The following is a 14,754-nucleotide window of genomic DNA, read 5'->3' as shown; positions in this document are numbered from 1 at the left end:
CGGGTGGGCGGGCAGCGGGCAGTGGGGTCGGGAGCCGGTCAGGCGAGGCGGCCGAGCGCCTGCTGCAGGTCGGCGACGAGGTCGTCGGCGTCCTCGAGACCGACCGAGAGCCGCAGCAGGTCCTCCGGCACGGCGAGCTCGGTGCCCTTGACGGATGCGTGGGTCATCTCGGAGGGGAAGCAGACGAGCGACTCGATGCCGCCGAGCGACTCGGCGAGCTGGAAGACCTCGGTGTGCCGCACGAGCTCGAGCGCCGCGGCCTTCCCGCCCGCGAGCTGCAGCGACACCATGCCGCCGAAGCCGCGCATCTGCCGAGCCGCGAGCTCGTGCTGCGGGTGATCGGCGAGGCCCGGGTAGTGCACCGCGGTGACGGCCGGGTGCCCGACGAGCGACTCCGCGACGAGCTGCGCGTTCTGGCAGTGCCGCTCGACGCGCACGGCGAGCGTCTTGAGCGAGCGGCTCGTCAGCCACGCGTCGAACGGGCTGTTGACCGCACCGACCGCGAACTGCTGGAAGCCGATGCGCTCGGCGAGCAACGCATCCGCCGTCACGACCGCGCCGCCGACGAGGTCGGAGTGCCCGCCGATGTACTTCGTCGTCGAGTGCACGACGACGTCGGCGCCGAGCCCGAGCGGCTGCTGCAGGTAGGGCGTCGCGAACGTGTTGTCAGCGACGACGATCGCGCCGGCCGCGTGGCCGAGCTCGGCGAGCCCCGCGATGTCGGCGACCTTCATGAGCGGGTTCGAGGGGGTCTCGACCCACAGGATCTTCGTGTTGGGCCGCAGCCCCGCGCGCACGGCGTCGAGGTCGGATGCGTCGGCGGTCGAGATCTCCACGCCCCAGCGGGAGTGGATCTGCGAGACGAGCCGATGCGTGCCGCCGTAGACGTCGTTGCCCATGAGCACGTGGTCGCCCGGCTGCAGCACGGCGCGCAGGATCGCGTCCTCCGCGGCGAGCCCGGAGCCGAACGCGAACGCGTGCGAGCCGCCCTCGAGGCTCGCGAGCTGCTGCTGCAGCGCGTCGCGCGAGGGATTGCCGCCGCGGGAGTACTCGTAGCCGTCGCGGAAGCCCCCCACGCCGTCCTGCACGAACGTCGAGGTCATGAAGATCGGCGGGATGACGGCACCGGTGCGCGGGTCGAAGGGCTGGCCGTCGTGGATGGCCCGGGTCGAGAAGCCGTGGGATGCGTGGTGGTCGTTGTTCATGTCAGACGTCCTTCGCGAGGTGGGCGAGCAGGTCGGTGCGGGTGACGACGCCGGCGGGCTTCGCGGCGTCGAGCACGAGAAGGGCGTCGGCGTCCTGCAGGGCCGCGCGGAGTGCATCCACCGATTCCGTGATGCCGATCTGCGGCATCCGCGGGCCGAGGTGCAGCGACACCTCGTCGGCGAGGCTCGCGCGCTCGGCGACGACCGCGTCGAGGAGCGTGCTCTCGTCGACGGCGCCCGCGACCTCGCCGAGCACGACGGGCGGCTCGGCGCGGAGCACGGGCAGCTGGTGCACGCCGAGCTCGCGCATCCGCTCGATGGCGTCGAGCACGGTGTCGCTCGGTCGTACGTGCGCGAGCGTCGACGGCTCAGCCCCCATGCCTGCGAGCACGTCGCGCACCGACGGCCCGCCGTCTGCGTCCGCGAAGCCGTGGGACCGCATCCACGAGTCGGAGTAGAGCTTCTGCAGGTAGCCGCGGCCGGAGTCGGGCAGCAGCACGACGACGACCGCGTCGGCGGGGAGCCCGCGTGCGACGCGCAGTGCAGCCGCGACCGCCATGCCGCTCGAGCCCCCGGCGAGGAGGCCCTCCTCGCGGGCCAGGCGGCGGGCCATCGCGAACGACTCGGCGTCGCCGATGGCGATCACCTCGTCGACGACGCTCGGGTCGTAGTTGCCGGGCCACATGTCCTCGCCCACGCCCTCGACGAGGTAGGGCCGGCCGGTGCCGCCGGAGTAGATCGAGCCCTCGGGGTCGGCCCCGATGATGCGGACGGCGCCGTCGGATGCGCGCTTGAGGAAGCGCGCGGTGCCGGTGATCGTGCCGCCCGTGCCGACGCCGGTGACGAAGTGCGTGACGCGGCCGTCGGTGTCGCGCCAGATCTCGGGGCCGGTGGAGGCCTCGTGCGCGGCCGGCGCGGCGGGGTTGAAGAACTGGTTGGGCTGGAAGGCGCCCTCGATCTCCTCCGTGAGCCGGTTCGCGACGCCGTAGTACGACTCGGGGCTGTCGGGCGCGACCGAGGTCGGCGTCACGACGACCTCGGCGCCGTAGGCGCGCAGCGTCGCGCGCTTGTCCTCCGCGACCTTGTCGGGGCACACGAAGACGCAGCGGTAGCCCTTCTGCTGAGCGACGAGCGCGAGGCCGACGCCGGTGTTGCCGCTCGTCGGCTCGACGATCGTGCCGCCGGGCCGCAGCAGGCCCTTCGCCTCGGCGTCCTCGATCATCGCCCGCGCGATGCGGTCCTTGACCGAGCCGCCGGGGTTCAGGAACTCGACCTTCGCGAGCACGGTCGCGGCGATGCCCTCGGTGACCCTCGAGAGGCGCACGAGCGGGGTGTTCCCGATCGTCTCGAGGACGGACTCGGCGTAGTGCATGTGCTCCTCCAGGTCGGCGCTCCAGCCTAGCGAGCGCGGCCACGGCGGCATGCGGGCGGCCTCGAGCGCAGCGCAGCGGGCGACCCTCGAGGGAGCCGCCCGCCGCGGTCGCTCAGCCCTCGGTGAGGGGCGCGAGATCCGGGTTGTCGGCGTACGCCTCCGCCGCGTTCTCCTGCGTGACGATCACCGGCTCGAGCAGGTTCGAGGGCACCTCGATCGCGCCGTTGTCCGACGTCGCGGTCGTCTCCGGCTCCTCACCGGCCTGCAGCGCCTGCACCATCTCGATCGTCGCGGCGACGAGCGCGCGCGTGTCCTTGTAGATGGTGGAGTACTGCGTGCCCGCGACGATCGCGCGCACCGACTCGACCTCCGAGTCCTGGCCCGTCACGACCGGCACCTCGCGGCCGTCGTTCTGCACCGAGGTGAGGATGGCGCGCGCGAGGTTGTCGTTCGGCGAGAGCACGCCGTGCAGCTCCTGCCCCTGATAGGAGCTCTGCAGGATCGTGTCCATGCGGTTCTGCGCGTTCTCGGCCGCCCAATCCTCGGTCGAGGTCTGCTGCACGGTCGTCTGGCCCGAGACGACCGTGAGCGTGCCGTCGTCGATGCGCGGCTGCAGCACGCTCATCGCGCCGTCGAAGAACACCGCCGAGTTCGAGTCGTCGGGCGAGCCCGAGAAGAGCTCGATGTTCCAGGCCTCCTGGTCGCCGTAGCGCTCCTCGAGGCCCTGCAGCAGCGACTCCGCCTGCAGCTCGCCGACGTGGAAGTTGTCGAACGCGACGTAGTAGTCGACGAGCTCGCTGTTCTGGATGAGCCGGTCGTAGGCGATGACGGTGATGCCGGCCGCGTCGGCAGCCTGCAGCTGCGTCGCGAGCTGGTTCGTGTCGGCCGCACCGATCACGATCACCTCGGCCCCGCCGTCGATCATCGTCTGGATCTGCTGCTGCTGGTCGCCGACCGAGTTCGACGAGCCCGCGTACTGCACGTTGCCGTCGAAGCCCGCCTCGTCGAGGCCGTTCGTGAACAGGTCGCCCGCGAGCACCCAGTTCTCGCTCGTGCGGTCGGGCAGGGCGACGCCGATCGTGGCGTCGGCGGCGAAGCCCTCGGCGGCGGCGCCCTCGCTCGGGTCGGCGCTGCTGCCCGACGACGTGTCGCCCCGGCCGCAGCCGGTCAGCGCGACGCTGACGGCGACGATGCCGACCAGCGCCACGGTGGTGGTCTTCCTCATGGTTGCTCCTTCAGTGCGGATGGGTCGGGTCGGTCAAGCGGGATCGGCCGCGCGGCTGCCGCGCATCCCGCGCTGCAGGAGGCCGATGATCGAGAAGCGCCCCTGGCGCTTGTTGAGCACGTCGATCGCGACGGCGATGAGCAGCACGAGGCCCTTGATCACCTGGATCCAGTCGGATCCCGTGCCGATCGCGAAGAGGCCGTTCGAGAGCACCGCCATGACGAGGCCGCCGATGATGCTGCCCGCGACGGTGCCGATGCCGCCCGCGACCGCGGCGCCGCCGATGAAGACGGCCGCGATCGCGTCGAGCTCCCAGCCGGTGCCGTCGGCGGGGCCCGCCGCTTGCGAGCGCGCGATCCACAGCATGCCCGCGACGGCGGCGAGCACCGACATGTTGGCCATCACGAAGAAGTCGACCCAGCGCGTGCGCACGCCCGAGAGCTCGGCCGCCCGGCGGTTGCCGCCGACCGCGTAGATGTGGCGGCCGAGGGTCGTGCGCTGCGTGAGGAAGCCGTAGGCGAGCACGAAGATCGCGAGCAGGATGCCCGAGTGCGGGAAGCTCGTGCCCGGCCGCCCGCTCGCGAACAGCAGCGTCGCCGCGACGATGACGCCCGCGACGAGCACGAGCCGCGTGACGAGCACCCACATCGGCGCGACCTCGGCGCCGACGCTCCGGCGGCGGGCGCGGCGGCGCAGCTCGAGCACGACGACCGCGACGATCGCGATGAGGCCGAGCAGCAGCGTCGGGTTGTTGTAGCCCGTGTCCGGGCCGATCTCGGGCAGGTAGCCCGCGAGGAGCGCGACGAACTCCGAGTCGACGCCGATGCCGCGCGACTGGCCGACGAGCTGGTTGAGGCCGCGGAACATGAGCATGCCGGCGAGCGTGACGATGAAGGCCGGCACGCCGACGAAGGCGACCCAGAAGCCCTGCCACGCGCCGATCGCGAGCCCGAGCCCGAGGCCGAGCAGGATGCTCGACCACCACGGGATGCCCCAATCGGTCATCGAGATGGCGACGACGACGCTCACGAACGCCGCGACCGAGCCGACCGAGAGGTCGATGTGGCCGGCGATGATCACCATCACCATGCCGATCGCGAGGATCAGGATGTACGACTGCGACTGCACGAGGTTGATGACGTTGCCCGACGAGAGCGTCGTGCCGCCCGTCGCGAACTGGAACGCGAGCACGATCACGATGAGCGCGCCCAGGATGCCGAACTCCTTCAGCGATCCCTTCTTGCCGAACAGCATGCTCGCCTCGGCCAGGAACCCGCGTCGCGGCATCGCCCCATCGCTCATCCGTCAGTCACCCTTCGTCGGCGCCATGCGGCGCATGAGCATCTCCTGGTCGGCCTGGGACGCACGCAGCTCGCCCGTGATGCGGCCCTCGAAGATGGTGTAGATCCGGTCGGCGAGCCCGAGCAGCTCCGGCAGCTCGGAGGAGATGAGGATGACGCCCTTCCCCTGATCGGCGAGCTGGCGGATGATCTGGTAGATCTCGCTCTTCGCGCCCACGTCGATCCCGCGCGTGGGCTCGTCGAGGATGAGCAGGTCGGGATCGGTGAACATCCACTTCGACAGCACGACCTTCTGCTGGTTGCCGCCCGAGAGCGTGTCGACGCCCTGCTCGACGTCGGGCGCCTTGATGCGCAGCGCCGTGAGGTACTCCTCCGCCGCGTGCAGCTCGCGGATCGGGTCGACGACGCCGGCGGTCGAGACCTTGTCGAGCTTCGCCGAGACGACCGAGCGCTTGATCGTGTCGAGCAGGTTGAGTCCGAGCGCCTTCCGGTCCTCGCTCACGTAGGCGATGCCGTGCTCGATCGCCTCGGGCACCGAGCGCACCTTGATCTCCTCGCCGTCCTTGAAGACCGTGCCGCCGAGCCACGTGCCGTACTGGCGGCCGAAGATGCTCATCGCGAGCTCGGTGCGGCCGGCGCCCATGAGGCCCGCGAAGCCGACGATCTCGCCGCGCCGCACGGTGAAGCTCGAGCCCTTCGCGACGAGCCGCTCGGCCGAGAGCGGATGCTGCACCGTCCAGTCGCGCACCTCGAAGAAGACGTCGCCGGCCGTGCCCGAGCGCTCCGGGAAGCGGTGCCCGAGCGTGCGCCCGACCATGCCGCGGATGATGCGGTCCTCGTCGACCGCGCCGTGCTCGATGTCGAGCGTCTCGACGACCCGGCCGTCGCGGATGATCGTGATGGCGTCGGCGACCTGCTCGATCTCGCCGAGCTTGTGCGAGATCATGATCGATGTCACGCCCTTGCCCTTGAGCCCCACGATGAGGTCGAGCAGGTGCTGCGAGTCGGCCTCGTTGAGCGCGGCGGTCGGCTCGTCGAGGATGAGCAGCTTCACCTCCTTCTCGAGCGCCTTCGCGATCTCGACGAGCTGCTGCTTGCCGACACCGATGTGCTTGATGGGCGTCTCGGGGTCCTCGTCGAGGCCGACGCGGGCGAGCAGCTCGGTCGCGCGCACGTGCACGGCGTCCCAGTCGATCGCGACGCCCTTCCGCGGTTCGTTGCCGAGGAAGATGTTCTCGGCGATCGAGAGCTCCGGCACGAGCGCGAGCTCCTGGTGGATGATGACGATGCCCGCGCGCTCGGAGTCGTTGATGCGGCCGAAGGCGACGGGCTCGCTCTGGTAGACGATCTCGCCGTCGAAGGTGCCGTGCGGGTAGACGCCAGAGAGCACCTTCATGAGGGTCGACTTGCCCGCGCCGTTCTCGCCGCAGATGGCGTGGATGCGTCCCTTCCGCACCTCGAGGCTCACGTCCTCGAGCGCGCGGACGCCGGGGAACTCCTTCGTGATGCCCCGCATCTCCAGGATCACCGGGTCCGCCACCGTCGGCTCCTTCCCCCGACCCCGCCGCCCTCGGCGGGATCGCCGATCAACCTACGCGCGCGACCCGTTGACGTCAACCATTGAACGCATCCGCATCTCTCGCGATCTACCGATGAACGCATCGTCGACCGCGCTGCGCCCCGCGAGGGTCACCGCCCCGAGCGCTTCCGCACGACGCCCGAGCGTCGTGCGCTCGATGCGCGTCGTGGTGGTGAGCGGGTGGAGCGCGAAGCGCCGGAAGCTCTCGCGCACGGGACCCAGCAGCAGCTCGCCGACTTCGGCGATCGGGCCGCCGACCACGACGAGGGACGGCGCGAGCAGGCTCGCCGCCGTCGCGACCGCCCGGCCGATCGCGACCCCGGCGTCGTCGATGACGCGGCGGGTGGCGGGGTCGCCGTCGATCGCCCGCCGCACGATGTCGGCGGTCGTGATGGGTGTGCCGAGCGCGGTCGAGAGCGATTGCGCCATCGCGCGCGCCGAGGCGAGCGTCTCGAGGCAGCCGCGGTTGCCGCACACGCACAGCGCGCCGTTCGGCTCGACCTGCACGTGGCCGAGCTCTCCCGCGATGCCGATCGCGCTGCGGTGCAGCCGCCCGCCGAGCACGAGCCCCGCGCCGATGCCGGTGCCGACCTTGACGAACACGAGGTCGTCGACCTGGCCGTGCGGGCCGAACGCGCGCTCGGCGATCGCGCCGAGATCCGCGTCGTTGACGAGCTCGACGGGCATGCCGAACGCCTCGGCCACATCGCTCGCGGCGACCCCCTCCCACTCGGGCAGGATCGTCTGGCCGAGCACCGTGCCGGTGCGCGAGTCGATCGGGCCCGGCACGCCCGCGCAGATCGCAGCGACGCCAGCGCGACGCAGGCCCGCTGCATCCAGCAGCTCGTCGAGCCGGCCGACGGCAGCCGCGATGCTCTCCTCCGCGCGATGGCCCGGCGGAAGCGGGATCTCGTCCTCGACGAGCTCGCCGGGGCCGTCGACCGCGATCGCGATGCGCACGTGCTGCCGGCCGAAGTCGACGCCGACGACCGTCGGGCCGCCCGCCTGCTCGAGCGTCACGAGGCTCGCGCGCCGCCCGAGCCGCACCGTCGGCGACGTCGAGACGGCGCCGCGCTCGCGCAGGTCGCGGACGATGTTCGACACCGTCGCGTTCGCGAGCCCTGTGCGCTCGGCGAGCTCGGACTGGGTCGCGGGCGCGCTGCGGAGCGCTTGCACGAGCCGCGCCTCGTTCGCGGCCCGGAGCGCCCCCTGGGAGCCGGGGCGGGCTCGCTTCGCCATGCGGCCCATCGTGTCCAGCCGCTCGGTTGCTGTCAAGGAATGAACGCATCGGCCCGCGTGAGCGGTGCGGCAGGATGGCCGCATGGACGCCCGCCGCGAGCTCATCATCGAGCGCGTGCTGCGCTGCGTCGAGCTCGTGCCGCGCGGCCGCGTCGCCTCCTACGGCGCCATCGCGGCGATCTGCGGCATCGGCCCGCGGCAGGTGGGCTCGATCATGCGGCACTACGGCTCGGGCGTGCCGTGGTGGCGCATCACGAGCCACGCGGGCGACATCGGCGGCGACCACGGCCCGCGTGCCATGCCGATCTGGGAGCAGGAGGGCATCCGCCTCAAGCCCAACGGGCTGGGTTGCCGCTACGCGGACTACGCCGCCGACATGGAGGAGCTCGAGCGGCGGTGGCGGGAGGCGATCGCCGACCTGCCGGACCCGGACGCGGTCGACCTCGACGCATCCGCCTGAGCACTCCTAGCTTCGACCGGTGCGCTACCGCCCCAGGGGTGCGGGAATGCCGCCCCCGGTCGGGCGCACGTGCACCCGTCGGCGAGCGGCGCCCGGCTACGCGTGCGTCGACTGCTGCGCGAAGAGCGTCGCGTAGGTGCCGCCCGCCTCGAGCAGCGCCTCGTGCGTGCCCCGCTCGACGATGCGGCCGCGATCGATGACGAAGATGACGTCGGCGTGCCGGATGGTCGAGAGCCGGTGGGCGATCGCGAGCGTCGTGCGGCCTCGCGCGGCCTCGTCGAGCGCCGCTTGCACGACGCGCTCCGAGACGGTGTCGAGCGCGCTCGTCGCCTCGTCGAGCACGAGCACCGCCGGGTCCTTGAGCAGCACGCGCGCGATCGCGATGCGCTGCTTCTCGCCGCCCGAGAGCCGGTAGCCGCGCTCGCCGACGATCGTGCCGTAGCCGTCGGGGAAGCGGTGGATCGTGTCGTAGATGCTCGCCGCGCGCGTCGCGGCGTCGAGCTCCTCCTCGGTCGCGTCGGGCTTGGCGTAGCGGAGGTTCTCGGCGATGGATGCGTGGAAGAGGTAGGGCTCCTGGCTCACGATGCCGATGTTGTCGGTGAGCACTGCCGGGTCGATCTCGCGCACGTCCGTGCCGGCGAAGCGCACCGCTCCCCCGGTGACCTCGTGGAGCCGGGGCAGCAGGTAGCCGATCGTCGTCTTGCCGGCGCCCGAGGGGCCGACGAATGCGGCGAACGTGCCGGGCTCGAGCGTGAACGAGATGCCGTCGAGCGTGTTGGGCTCATCCGCCTTCGCGTCGGGGTAGCGGAAGCGCACGTCGTCGAACTGCACCTCGCCGAGCCGCGCGGGCGCGATCGGCTTGGGCGTCGCGGGCGGCGTGATGGCCGGCTGCAGGTCGAGGTACTCGAAGATGCGCGCGAAGAGCGCGCCGGAGGTCTGCAGGTCGAGGCCGACGCGCAGCAGGCCCATGAGCGGCATGAGCAGTCGAGCCTGCACGGTCGTGAACGCGACGAGCGTGCCCGCGGTGATGCCGGTGTCGCCCCCGACGATGAGGTAGCCGGCGAGCACGTAGACGACCGCGGGCAGCACCGAGATGAAGATCGACACGAGCGCGAAGAACGTCTGGCCGCTCATCGTCAGGCGCACCTGCAGCCCGACCTGCCGGTCGTTCTCGTCCCGGTAGCGGCGCGACTCGTCGCGCTGGCGGCCGAACGCCTTCGCGAGCAGGATGCCCGAGACCGAGAGCGCCTCCTGCGTGATCGCGGTCATCTCGCTCAGCGACTCCTGCGTCTGCGTCGCGATGCGCGCGCGCACCTGCCCGACGCGGCGCTGCAGCAGCACGAGCACCGGGGTGAGCAGCACCGCCATGATCGTCAGCTGCCACGACAGGATGAGCATCGTCACGAGGCTCGCGATGACGGTGACGGTGTTGCCGACGACCGACGAGACGGTGTTCGAGAGCACGCTCGCGACGCCCCCGACGTCGTTCTGCAGCCGCGACTGGATGACGCCGGTCTTCGTGCGCGTGAAGAACGCGAGCTCCATGCTCTGCAGCTTGTCGAACAGCGACACCCGCAGCTGCCCCATCACCCGGTTTCCCACCTTCGAGGTGATGAGCGTCTGCCAGATGCCGAGCAGGCTCGACGAGACCCACAGCGCCACCATGATGCCGACGAGGATCCACAGCAGCCGCAGGTCGGGCCCCGAGCCGTCGAGCGGGAAGAGCGCCTCGTCGAAGACGCGCTGCGTCAGCAGCGGCGGGAACACCGCGATCGTGGCGACGACGAGCACGAGCACGATCGTCAGCACGATCTGCGCGCGGTGGGGCTCGAAGAGGGCGAGGATGCGTCGGCCGAGGTTCGGCACGCGGGGCGCGTCTGCGTTCGCGGCGCGCTGGGCGGCCTCGTCGCGCATCGCCACGCGTCCGCCGCCACCCCGCATCATGGACATGGCACCAACGCTATCGGCGCTCGCTGACGGCTCGGGCCGTGCCCGCTCGCGAGCTCGGACCCACGCGCGCAGGCGCACCCCGCTCTCCTCGAGCGCCCCGCAGGGCCCGCACCGCCCTTGGGCCCACGCCGCGCACCCCGAGCAGCTCCGCCTCGGTCAGCGCGGCGGCCTGCGCGAGCGTCGTGATGCCGCGCTCGGCGAGCATCCCCATGCACGACGAAGGGCCGCACCCTCGCGGATGCGGCCCTTCGTGCTGGAGCGGGGAACGCTACTTGAGCGTCACCGTCGCGCCGGCCTCCTCGAGGTCGGCCTTCGCCTTCTCGGCGTCCTCCTTCTTCGCGCCCTCGAGCACGTTGGCGGGAGCACCGTCGACGAGCGCCTTGGCCTCGCCGAGGCCGAGCGACGTGAGCGCACGGACGACCTTGATGACCTGGATCTTCGCCGAGCCGGCAGCCTCGAGGACGACGTCGAAGGAATCCTTCTCCTCGGCCTCCTCCTCGGCGCCAGCGCCACCCGCGGCGGGGGCCGCGGCGACCGCGACCGGAGCCGCAGCGGTGACCTCGAAGGTCTCCTCGAAGGCCTTCACGAACTCGCTGAGCTCGATGAGGGTGAGCTCCTTGAACTGCTCGAGCAGCTCGTCAGTCGACAGCTTTGCCATCGTCTTCTCCTTGTTTCTGGAACTGACCGGGCCTTACTCGGCCGCGGACTCCTGCTTGACCCGCAGCGCGTCGACCGCGCGAGCGGCCTGGGCGAGCGGGGCGTTGAACATGTACGCAGCGCCGAACAGCGAGGCCTTGAAGGCACCGGCCAGCTTGGCCAGCAGCACCTCCCGCGACTCGAGATCGGCGAGCTTGTTGACGTCGTCGGTCGAGAGCGGGTTCCCGTCGAAGAAACCGTTCTTGACCACGAGCGCCGGGTTCGCCTTGGCGAAGGCACGCAGCTCCTTCGCGACGGCGACCGGGTCGCCGTGCACGAATGCGATCGCCGACGGGCCGACGAGCGAGTCGTCGAACGCGTCGATGCCAGCCTTGTTGGCAGCGATCTTGGTGAGCGTGTTCTTCACCACGGCGTACGTCGCGTGCTCACTGATCGATCGGCGCAGCGTCTTCAGCTGGCCGACGGTGAGACCGCGGTACTCGGTCAGCAGAACGGCGTTCGAGGTCTCGAAGAGGTTCGAGAGCTCGGCGACCGCAGCTTCCTTGTTCGCCATGGTGCTCCTTGCGTCATTGCTGGCTGCCCTGGCCCGAACATGCAGATGAGCTCCGGCGCACGCGCACGGAGCTCGGTCCTCGACGGGACTTCACACCTGCGCGGGACGACGCTCCTCGAGCGAGCCTTCGGTTGCCGCACACCCTTGCGGGCACGCGCCAACGACCAGCGGTCTTTGGTATGGGATCAGACTACGGCACGACGGATGCGTCACGCAAGCCCGCGACGTCGGCCGCCCCTGCGAGCGGCAGCCGCACGGTGAACACCGTGCGCCCCGGCCGGCTCTCGAGCGCGATCGTGCCCTGGTGCGCATCCACGAGCGCCTGCACGATCGCGAGCCCGAGCCCGGAGGAGCCGGTCTCGCGCGAGCGCGACCGGTCGCCGCGCGCGAAGCGCTCGAAGACCGTGCGCTGCTGCTCCTCGGGGATCCCGGGGCCGGCGTCGAGGATGTCGAGCACGGCCTCCCCCGGCTCGGTGCGCAGCGTGACGTCGATCGCAGTGCCGTCGGGCGTGTGGACCCGCGCGTTCGCGAGCAGGTTCGCCACCACTTGCTGCAGCCGCAGCGCATCGCCCGTGACCGCGACGGGCTCGTCGGGGAGCATGAGGGAGATCGGATGCGCGGGCCCGGCCGCCTGCGCATCGGCGACGGCCTCGACGACGAGCAGCGACAGGTCGACCTCGGCGCGCTGCAGCTCGCGGCCCTCGTCGAGCCGCGCGAGCAGCAGCAGGTCGTCGACGAGCGCCTGCATGCGGCGCGCGGCCGCCTCGATGCGCTCGAGCGACTCCTTGCTGTCGGGCCGCAGCTCGCCGTCGTGCTTGCGCGTGATCTCGGCGTAGCCCCGCACGGCCGCGAGCGGCGTGCGCAGCTCGTGCGACGCATCCGCGACGAACTGCCGCACGCGCCGCTCGCTCAGCGCCCGCGCGTCGAAGGCCTCCTGGATGTGCGCGAGCATGCGGTTCATCGACTCCTGCACGCGGTCGACCTCGGAAGCCGGGTCGTCGATGTGCACGCGGTTCGTCAGCTGCGCGTCGCCCGAGGCGAGGGGCAGCTGCGAGATGCGCTCGGCGGTCGAGATGACGGCCGTGAGCGGGCGCAGCGCGCGCCGGATGATCGAGTCGGCGAGCACGAGCACGAGCGCGAGCGCGGCGGCGGCCGCGACAGCGATGACGAACGCGAGCGCCGCGAGGGTCTGGTTCGCCTCCGCCATCGACAGGCCGACGATGACGCGCACCTGCCCGACCTGGGTCGCGACCGTGCGGTAGGAGCCGTAGCTCGGCAGGCTCGCGCTCGTGATGACGTCCGTCTCCGCCCCGAGCACCACGCGCTGATCGCGCTCCGAGAGCGCGAAGCGCTGCCCGAGCCGGTTCATGATGAAGTTGTCACCGAGCTCGCCAGACTGCTCCTCGATCGCGAGCAGGGCCCCGGTGGGCGTCGCGCTCGGGTCGACCGTCGGCCGCTCGCCGGTCGAGAGCGCGCGGGCGACGGACACGCTCGTGCGCTCCGAGAACTCGCGCAGCTGCTCGTCGATGCGCGTCTCGAGCACGACGCGCATCGTCATGACGCTCGCGATCGCGACCGCGGCCGTGAGCAGCGCGAAGAGCGCGACGACCACGACCAGCAGCCGCCGTCGCAGCGACCACGACGACGGGTTCTGGATGCGTCTGCCCAGCTGAGCCACGGACGCGGGCGCCGACTGGCTCACCTCGAGCTGGCCTCCGTCACTCGGCGGCGCGCAGCTGGTAGCCGACGCCGCGCACCGTGTGGATCATGGGCGGGCCGAGGGTGTCGATCTTCTTGCGGAGGTAGGAGATGTAGAGCTCGACGACGCTCGCGCGGCCGCCGAAGTCGTAGGACCACACGCGGTCGAGGATCTGCGCCTTCGAGAGCACGCGGCGCGGGTTGCGCATGAGGTAGCGCAGCAGCTCGAACTCGGTCGCGGTGAGGTCGATCTGCTTGCCGCCGCGGCGCACCTCGTAGGAGTCCTCGTCCATCATGAGGTCGCCGACCCAGAGCACGCTCGACTCCTCGGCAGCCGTCGCGGTGCGGCGGATGAGGCCGCGGAGGCGCGCGACGACCTCCTCGAGGCCGAAGGGCTTCGTCACGTAGTCGTCGCCGCCGGCCGTGAGCCCCGCGACGCGGTCGTCGAGCGAGTCCTTCGCGGTGAGGAAGAGCACGGGCACGTCGAAGCCGGCCGAGCGCAGGCGCTGCAACACGGTGAGCCCGTCGATGTCGGGGAGCATGATGTCGAGCACGACGGCGTCGGGGCGGAACTCGCGCACCGCCTGCAGAGCCTGCTGGCCGTTGGCGGCGGTCTTGACGTCCCAGCCCTCATACTTGAGGCCCATCGCGACGAGGTCGGCGAGGCTCTGCTCGTCGTCGACGACCACGATGCGGATGGGTGAGCCGTCCTGGCGGGTGAGGCGGGGCTGCGCCCGCAGCTTCTGCTGAGCGGTGTCGGTCATGACAACCATTGCGCCACATCCCCCTGTGCATCGGTGTCCCATAGCCTATGCACGCCCTGTGCGTCGCCTTTCCCGACCCGACGCATCCCGAGCAGGCCCGCACCGGCGCGCGGGACGTCGCGCCGGGCGCGAGGTGGAAGGATGGAGGGGTGGATCTGCAGCTCGACATCTTCGGCGACGAGGCCCGCCTCGCGTCGCACACGAGCCGCATCCTCGCCTACTCGAGCGACCGCATCGCGTGGCTCCGCGCGCGCTCGGGCGGCGTCACCGCGACCGATGCGGCGCGGCTCAGCACGCAGCGCTCGATCACCGCCGTCGCGCGCGAGAAGACGAGCCTGCGCGGCTTCAGCGGCAACGCGTTCACCGATCACGGCCGCGCGCGCGAGCCCCACATCGCGCGCTGGGTGCACGACCACTTCTCGCTCCTGCCCTCGGATGCGCTCTTCCACGCCGCGCCGGATCGTCGCCACCTCGCGACCCCCGACTGCGTGAGCGACGATGGCGCGGTGCTCGCCGAGATCAAGACGACCTCGCGGCCGTTCGAGAAGATCCCGAAGAGCTACTTGCGGCAGATCTGGTGGCAGCAGTACGTGCTCGGCGCCGACCGCACGCTGTTCGTGTGGGAGCACCACGTCGACTTCGTGCCCGTCGGGCCGCCCCGGCACCAGTGGGTCGAGCGCGACGAGGACGAGATCGCGATGCTCGTCGATCGCGCCGACCAGCTGCTGCAGCTGCTGGCGCGCTGATGCTG

General features: G+C 71.4%; 13 protein-coding genes. 2 read left to right on the top strand and 11 right to left on the bottom strand.

The window, feature by feature from the left end:
* Positions 1 to 38 precede the first annotated feature (38 nt).
* The 6 genes from ACP7BI_RS01360 to ACP7BI_RS01335 all read right to left on the bottom strand — a co-directional run bounded on the left by ACP7BI_RS01360 (position 39) and on the right by ACP7BI_RS01335 (position 7,921).
* Positions 39 to 1,205, bottom strand: a complete 1,167-nt coding sequence (locus ACP7BI_RS01360; RefSeq protein WP_425843156.1) for a cystathionine gamma-synthase — start codon at positions 1,203 to 1,205, stop codon at positions 39 to 41.
* A 1-nt stretch (position 1,206) separates the two neighbouring features.
* Positions 1,207 to 2,577, bottom strand: coding sequence for a cystathionine beta-synthase (locus tag ACP7BI_RS01355; protein WP_425843154.1), 1,371 nt, complete (start codon positions 2,575 to 2,577; stop codon positions 1,207 to 1,209).
* A gap of 112 nt (positions 2,578 to 2,689) precedes the next feature.
* Positions 2,690 to 3,802, bottom strand: coding sequence for a substrate-binding domain-containing protein (locus ACP7BI_RS01350; protein WP_425843152.1), 1,113 nt, complete (start codon positions 3,800 to 3,802; stop codon positions 2,690 to 2,692).
* A 33-nt stretch (positions 3,803 to 3,835) separates the two neighbouring features.
* Positions 3,836 to 5,071 (bottom strand): multiple monosaccharide ABC transporter permease, encoded by a 1,236-nt coding sequence (gene mmsB / locus ACP7BI_RS01345; protein ID WP_425843544.1) that lies wholly within the window; start codon positions 5,069 to 5,071, stop codon positions 3,836 to 3,838.
* Between the two features lie 36 nt (positions 5,072 to 5,107).
* Positions 5,108 to 6,619, bottom strand: coding sequence for a multiple monosaccharide ABC transporter ATP-binding protein (gene mmsA / locus ACP7BI_RS01340; protein WP_425843543.1), 1,512 nt, complete (start codon positions 6,617 to 6,619; stop codon positions 5,108 to 5,110).
* A gap of 75 nt (positions 6,620 to 6,694) precedes the next feature.
* On the bottom strand, positions 6,695 to 7,921 hold the full coding sequence (locus tag ACP7BI_RS01335; protein WP_425843150.1) for an ROK family transcriptional regulator: 1,227 nt from the start codon (positions 7,919 to 7,921) through the stop codon (positions 6,695 to 6,697).
* 82 nt (positions 7,922 to 8,003) lie between these two features.
* Here ACP7BI_RS01335 and ACP7BI_RS01330 point away from each other — a divergent pair, with 82 nt between their 5' ends.
* The gene (locus ACP7BI_RS01330; RefSeq protein WP_425843148.1) at positions 8,004 to 8,381 is read left to right on the top strand and encodes an MGMT family protein; all 378 of its coding nucleotides are present in this window, start codon (positions 8,004 to 8,006) and stop codon (positions 8,379 to 8,381) included.
* A gap of 96 nt (positions 8,382 to 8,477) precedes the next feature.
* On the opposite strand, the gene ACP7BI_RS01325 is transcribed toward ACP7BI_RS01330, so the two are convergent.
* The 5 genes from ACP7BI_RS01325 to ACP7BI_RS01305 all read right to left on the bottom strand — a co-directional run bounded on the left by ACP7BI_RS01325 (position 8,478) and on the right by ACP7BI_RS01305 (position 14,003).
* The gene (locus ACP7BI_RS01325) at positions 8,478 to 10,331 is read right to left on the bottom strand and encodes an ABC transporter ATP-binding protein (protein WP_425843146.1); all 1,854 of its coding nucleotides are present in this window, start codon (positions 10,329 to 10,331) and stop codon (positions 8,478 to 8,480) included.
* A gap of 268 nt (positions 10,332 to 10,599) precedes the next feature.
* Complete coding sequence (gene rplL / locus ACP7BI_RS01320) at positions 10,600 to 10,989, bottom strand: 50S ribosomal protein L7/L12 (RefSeq protein WP_211447767.1); 390 nt, start codon at positions 10,987 to 10,989, stop codon at positions 10,600 to 10,602.
* Between the two features lie 33 nt (positions 10,990 to 11,022).
* A complete protein-coding gene (gene rplJ, locus ACP7BI_RS01315; RefSeq protein WP_021009793.1) occupies positions 11,023 to 11,541 on the bottom strand; it encodes a 50S ribosomal protein L10 in 519 nt (172 codons plus the stop codon).
* Between the two features lie 190 nt (positions 11,542 to 11,731).
* Positions 11,732 to 13,219, bottom strand: a complete 1,488-nt coding sequence (locus ACP7BI_RS01310) for a sensor histidine kinase (protein WP_425843143.1) — start codon at positions 13,217 to 13,219, stop codon at positions 11,732 to 11,734.
* Positions 13,220 to 13,259: 40 nt separating this feature from the next.
* A complete protein-coding gene (locus ACP7BI_RS01305; RefSeq protein ID WP_026372621.1) occupies positions 13,260 to 14,003 on the bottom strand; it encodes a response regulator transcription factor in 744 nt (247 codons plus the stop codon).
* A gap of 149 nt (positions 14,004 to 14,152) precedes the next feature.
* Here ACP7BI_RS01305 and ACP7BI_RS01300 point away from each other — a divergent pair, with 149 nt between their 5' ends.
* Complete coding sequence (locus tag ACP7BI_RS01300; protein WP_425843140.1) at positions 14,153 to 14,749, top strand: YqaJ viral recombinase family protein; 597 nt, start codon at positions 14,153 to 14,155, stop codon at positions 14,747 to 14,749.
* Positions 14,750 to 14,754: the final 5 nt, after the last annotated feature.

This window comes from Agrococcus sp. TSP3-2-1 (genome assembly GCF_049897585.1).
GTDB lineage: Bacteria > Actinomycetota > Actinomycetes > Actinomycetales > Microbacteriaceae > Agrococcus.
Note: the sequence above shows the minus strand (reverse complement) of the source record. Positions and strands in the feature narration are given on the sequence as shown.

Excerpts from the sequence above, each read along its gene's own strand:
- ACP7BI_RS01330 (WP_425843148.1), top strand. The coding sequence starts at position 8,004 with ATGGACGCCCGCCGCGAGCTCATCATCGAGCGCGTGCTGCGCTGCGTC.
- ACP7BI_RS01305 (WP_026372621.1), bottom strand. The coding sequence starts at position 14,003 with ATGACCGACACCGCTCAGCAGAAGCTGCGGGCGCAGCCCCGCCTCACC.
- ACP7BI_RS01350 (WP_425843152.1), bottom strand. The coding sequence starts at position 3,802 with ATGAGGAAGACCACCACCGTGGCGCTGGTCGGCATCGTCGCCGTCAGC.
- rplJ (WP_021009793.1), bottom strand. The coding sequence starts at position 11,541 with ATGGCGAACAAGGAAGCTGCGGTCGCCGAGCTCTCGAACCTCTTCGAG.
- rplL (WP_211447767.1), bottom strand. The coding sequence starts at position 10,989 with ATGGCAAAGCTGTCGACTGACGAGCTGCTCGAGCAGTTCAAGGAGCTC.
- ACP7BI_RS01360 (WP_425843156.1), bottom strand. The coding sequence starts at position 1,205 with ATGAACAACGACCACCACGCATCCCACGGCTTCTCGACCCGGGCCATC.
- ACP7BI_RS01355 (WP_425843154.1), bottom strand. The coding sequence starts at position 2,577 with ATGCACTACGCCGAGTCCGTCCTCGAGACGATCGGGAACACCCCGCTC.
- mmsA (WP_425843543.1), bottom strand. The coding sequence starts at position 6,619 with ATGCGGGGCATCACGAAGGAGTTCCCCGGCGTCCGCGCGCTCGAGGAC.
- ACP7BI_RS01335 (WP_425843150.1), bottom strand. The coding sequence starts at position 7,921 with ATGGCGAAGCGAGCCCGCCCCGGCTCCCAGGGGGCGCTCCGGGCCGCG.
- ACP7BI_RS01325 (WP_425843146.1), bottom strand. The coding sequence starts at position 10,331 with ATGTCCATGATGCGGGGTGGCGGCGGACGCGTGGCGATGCGCGACGAG.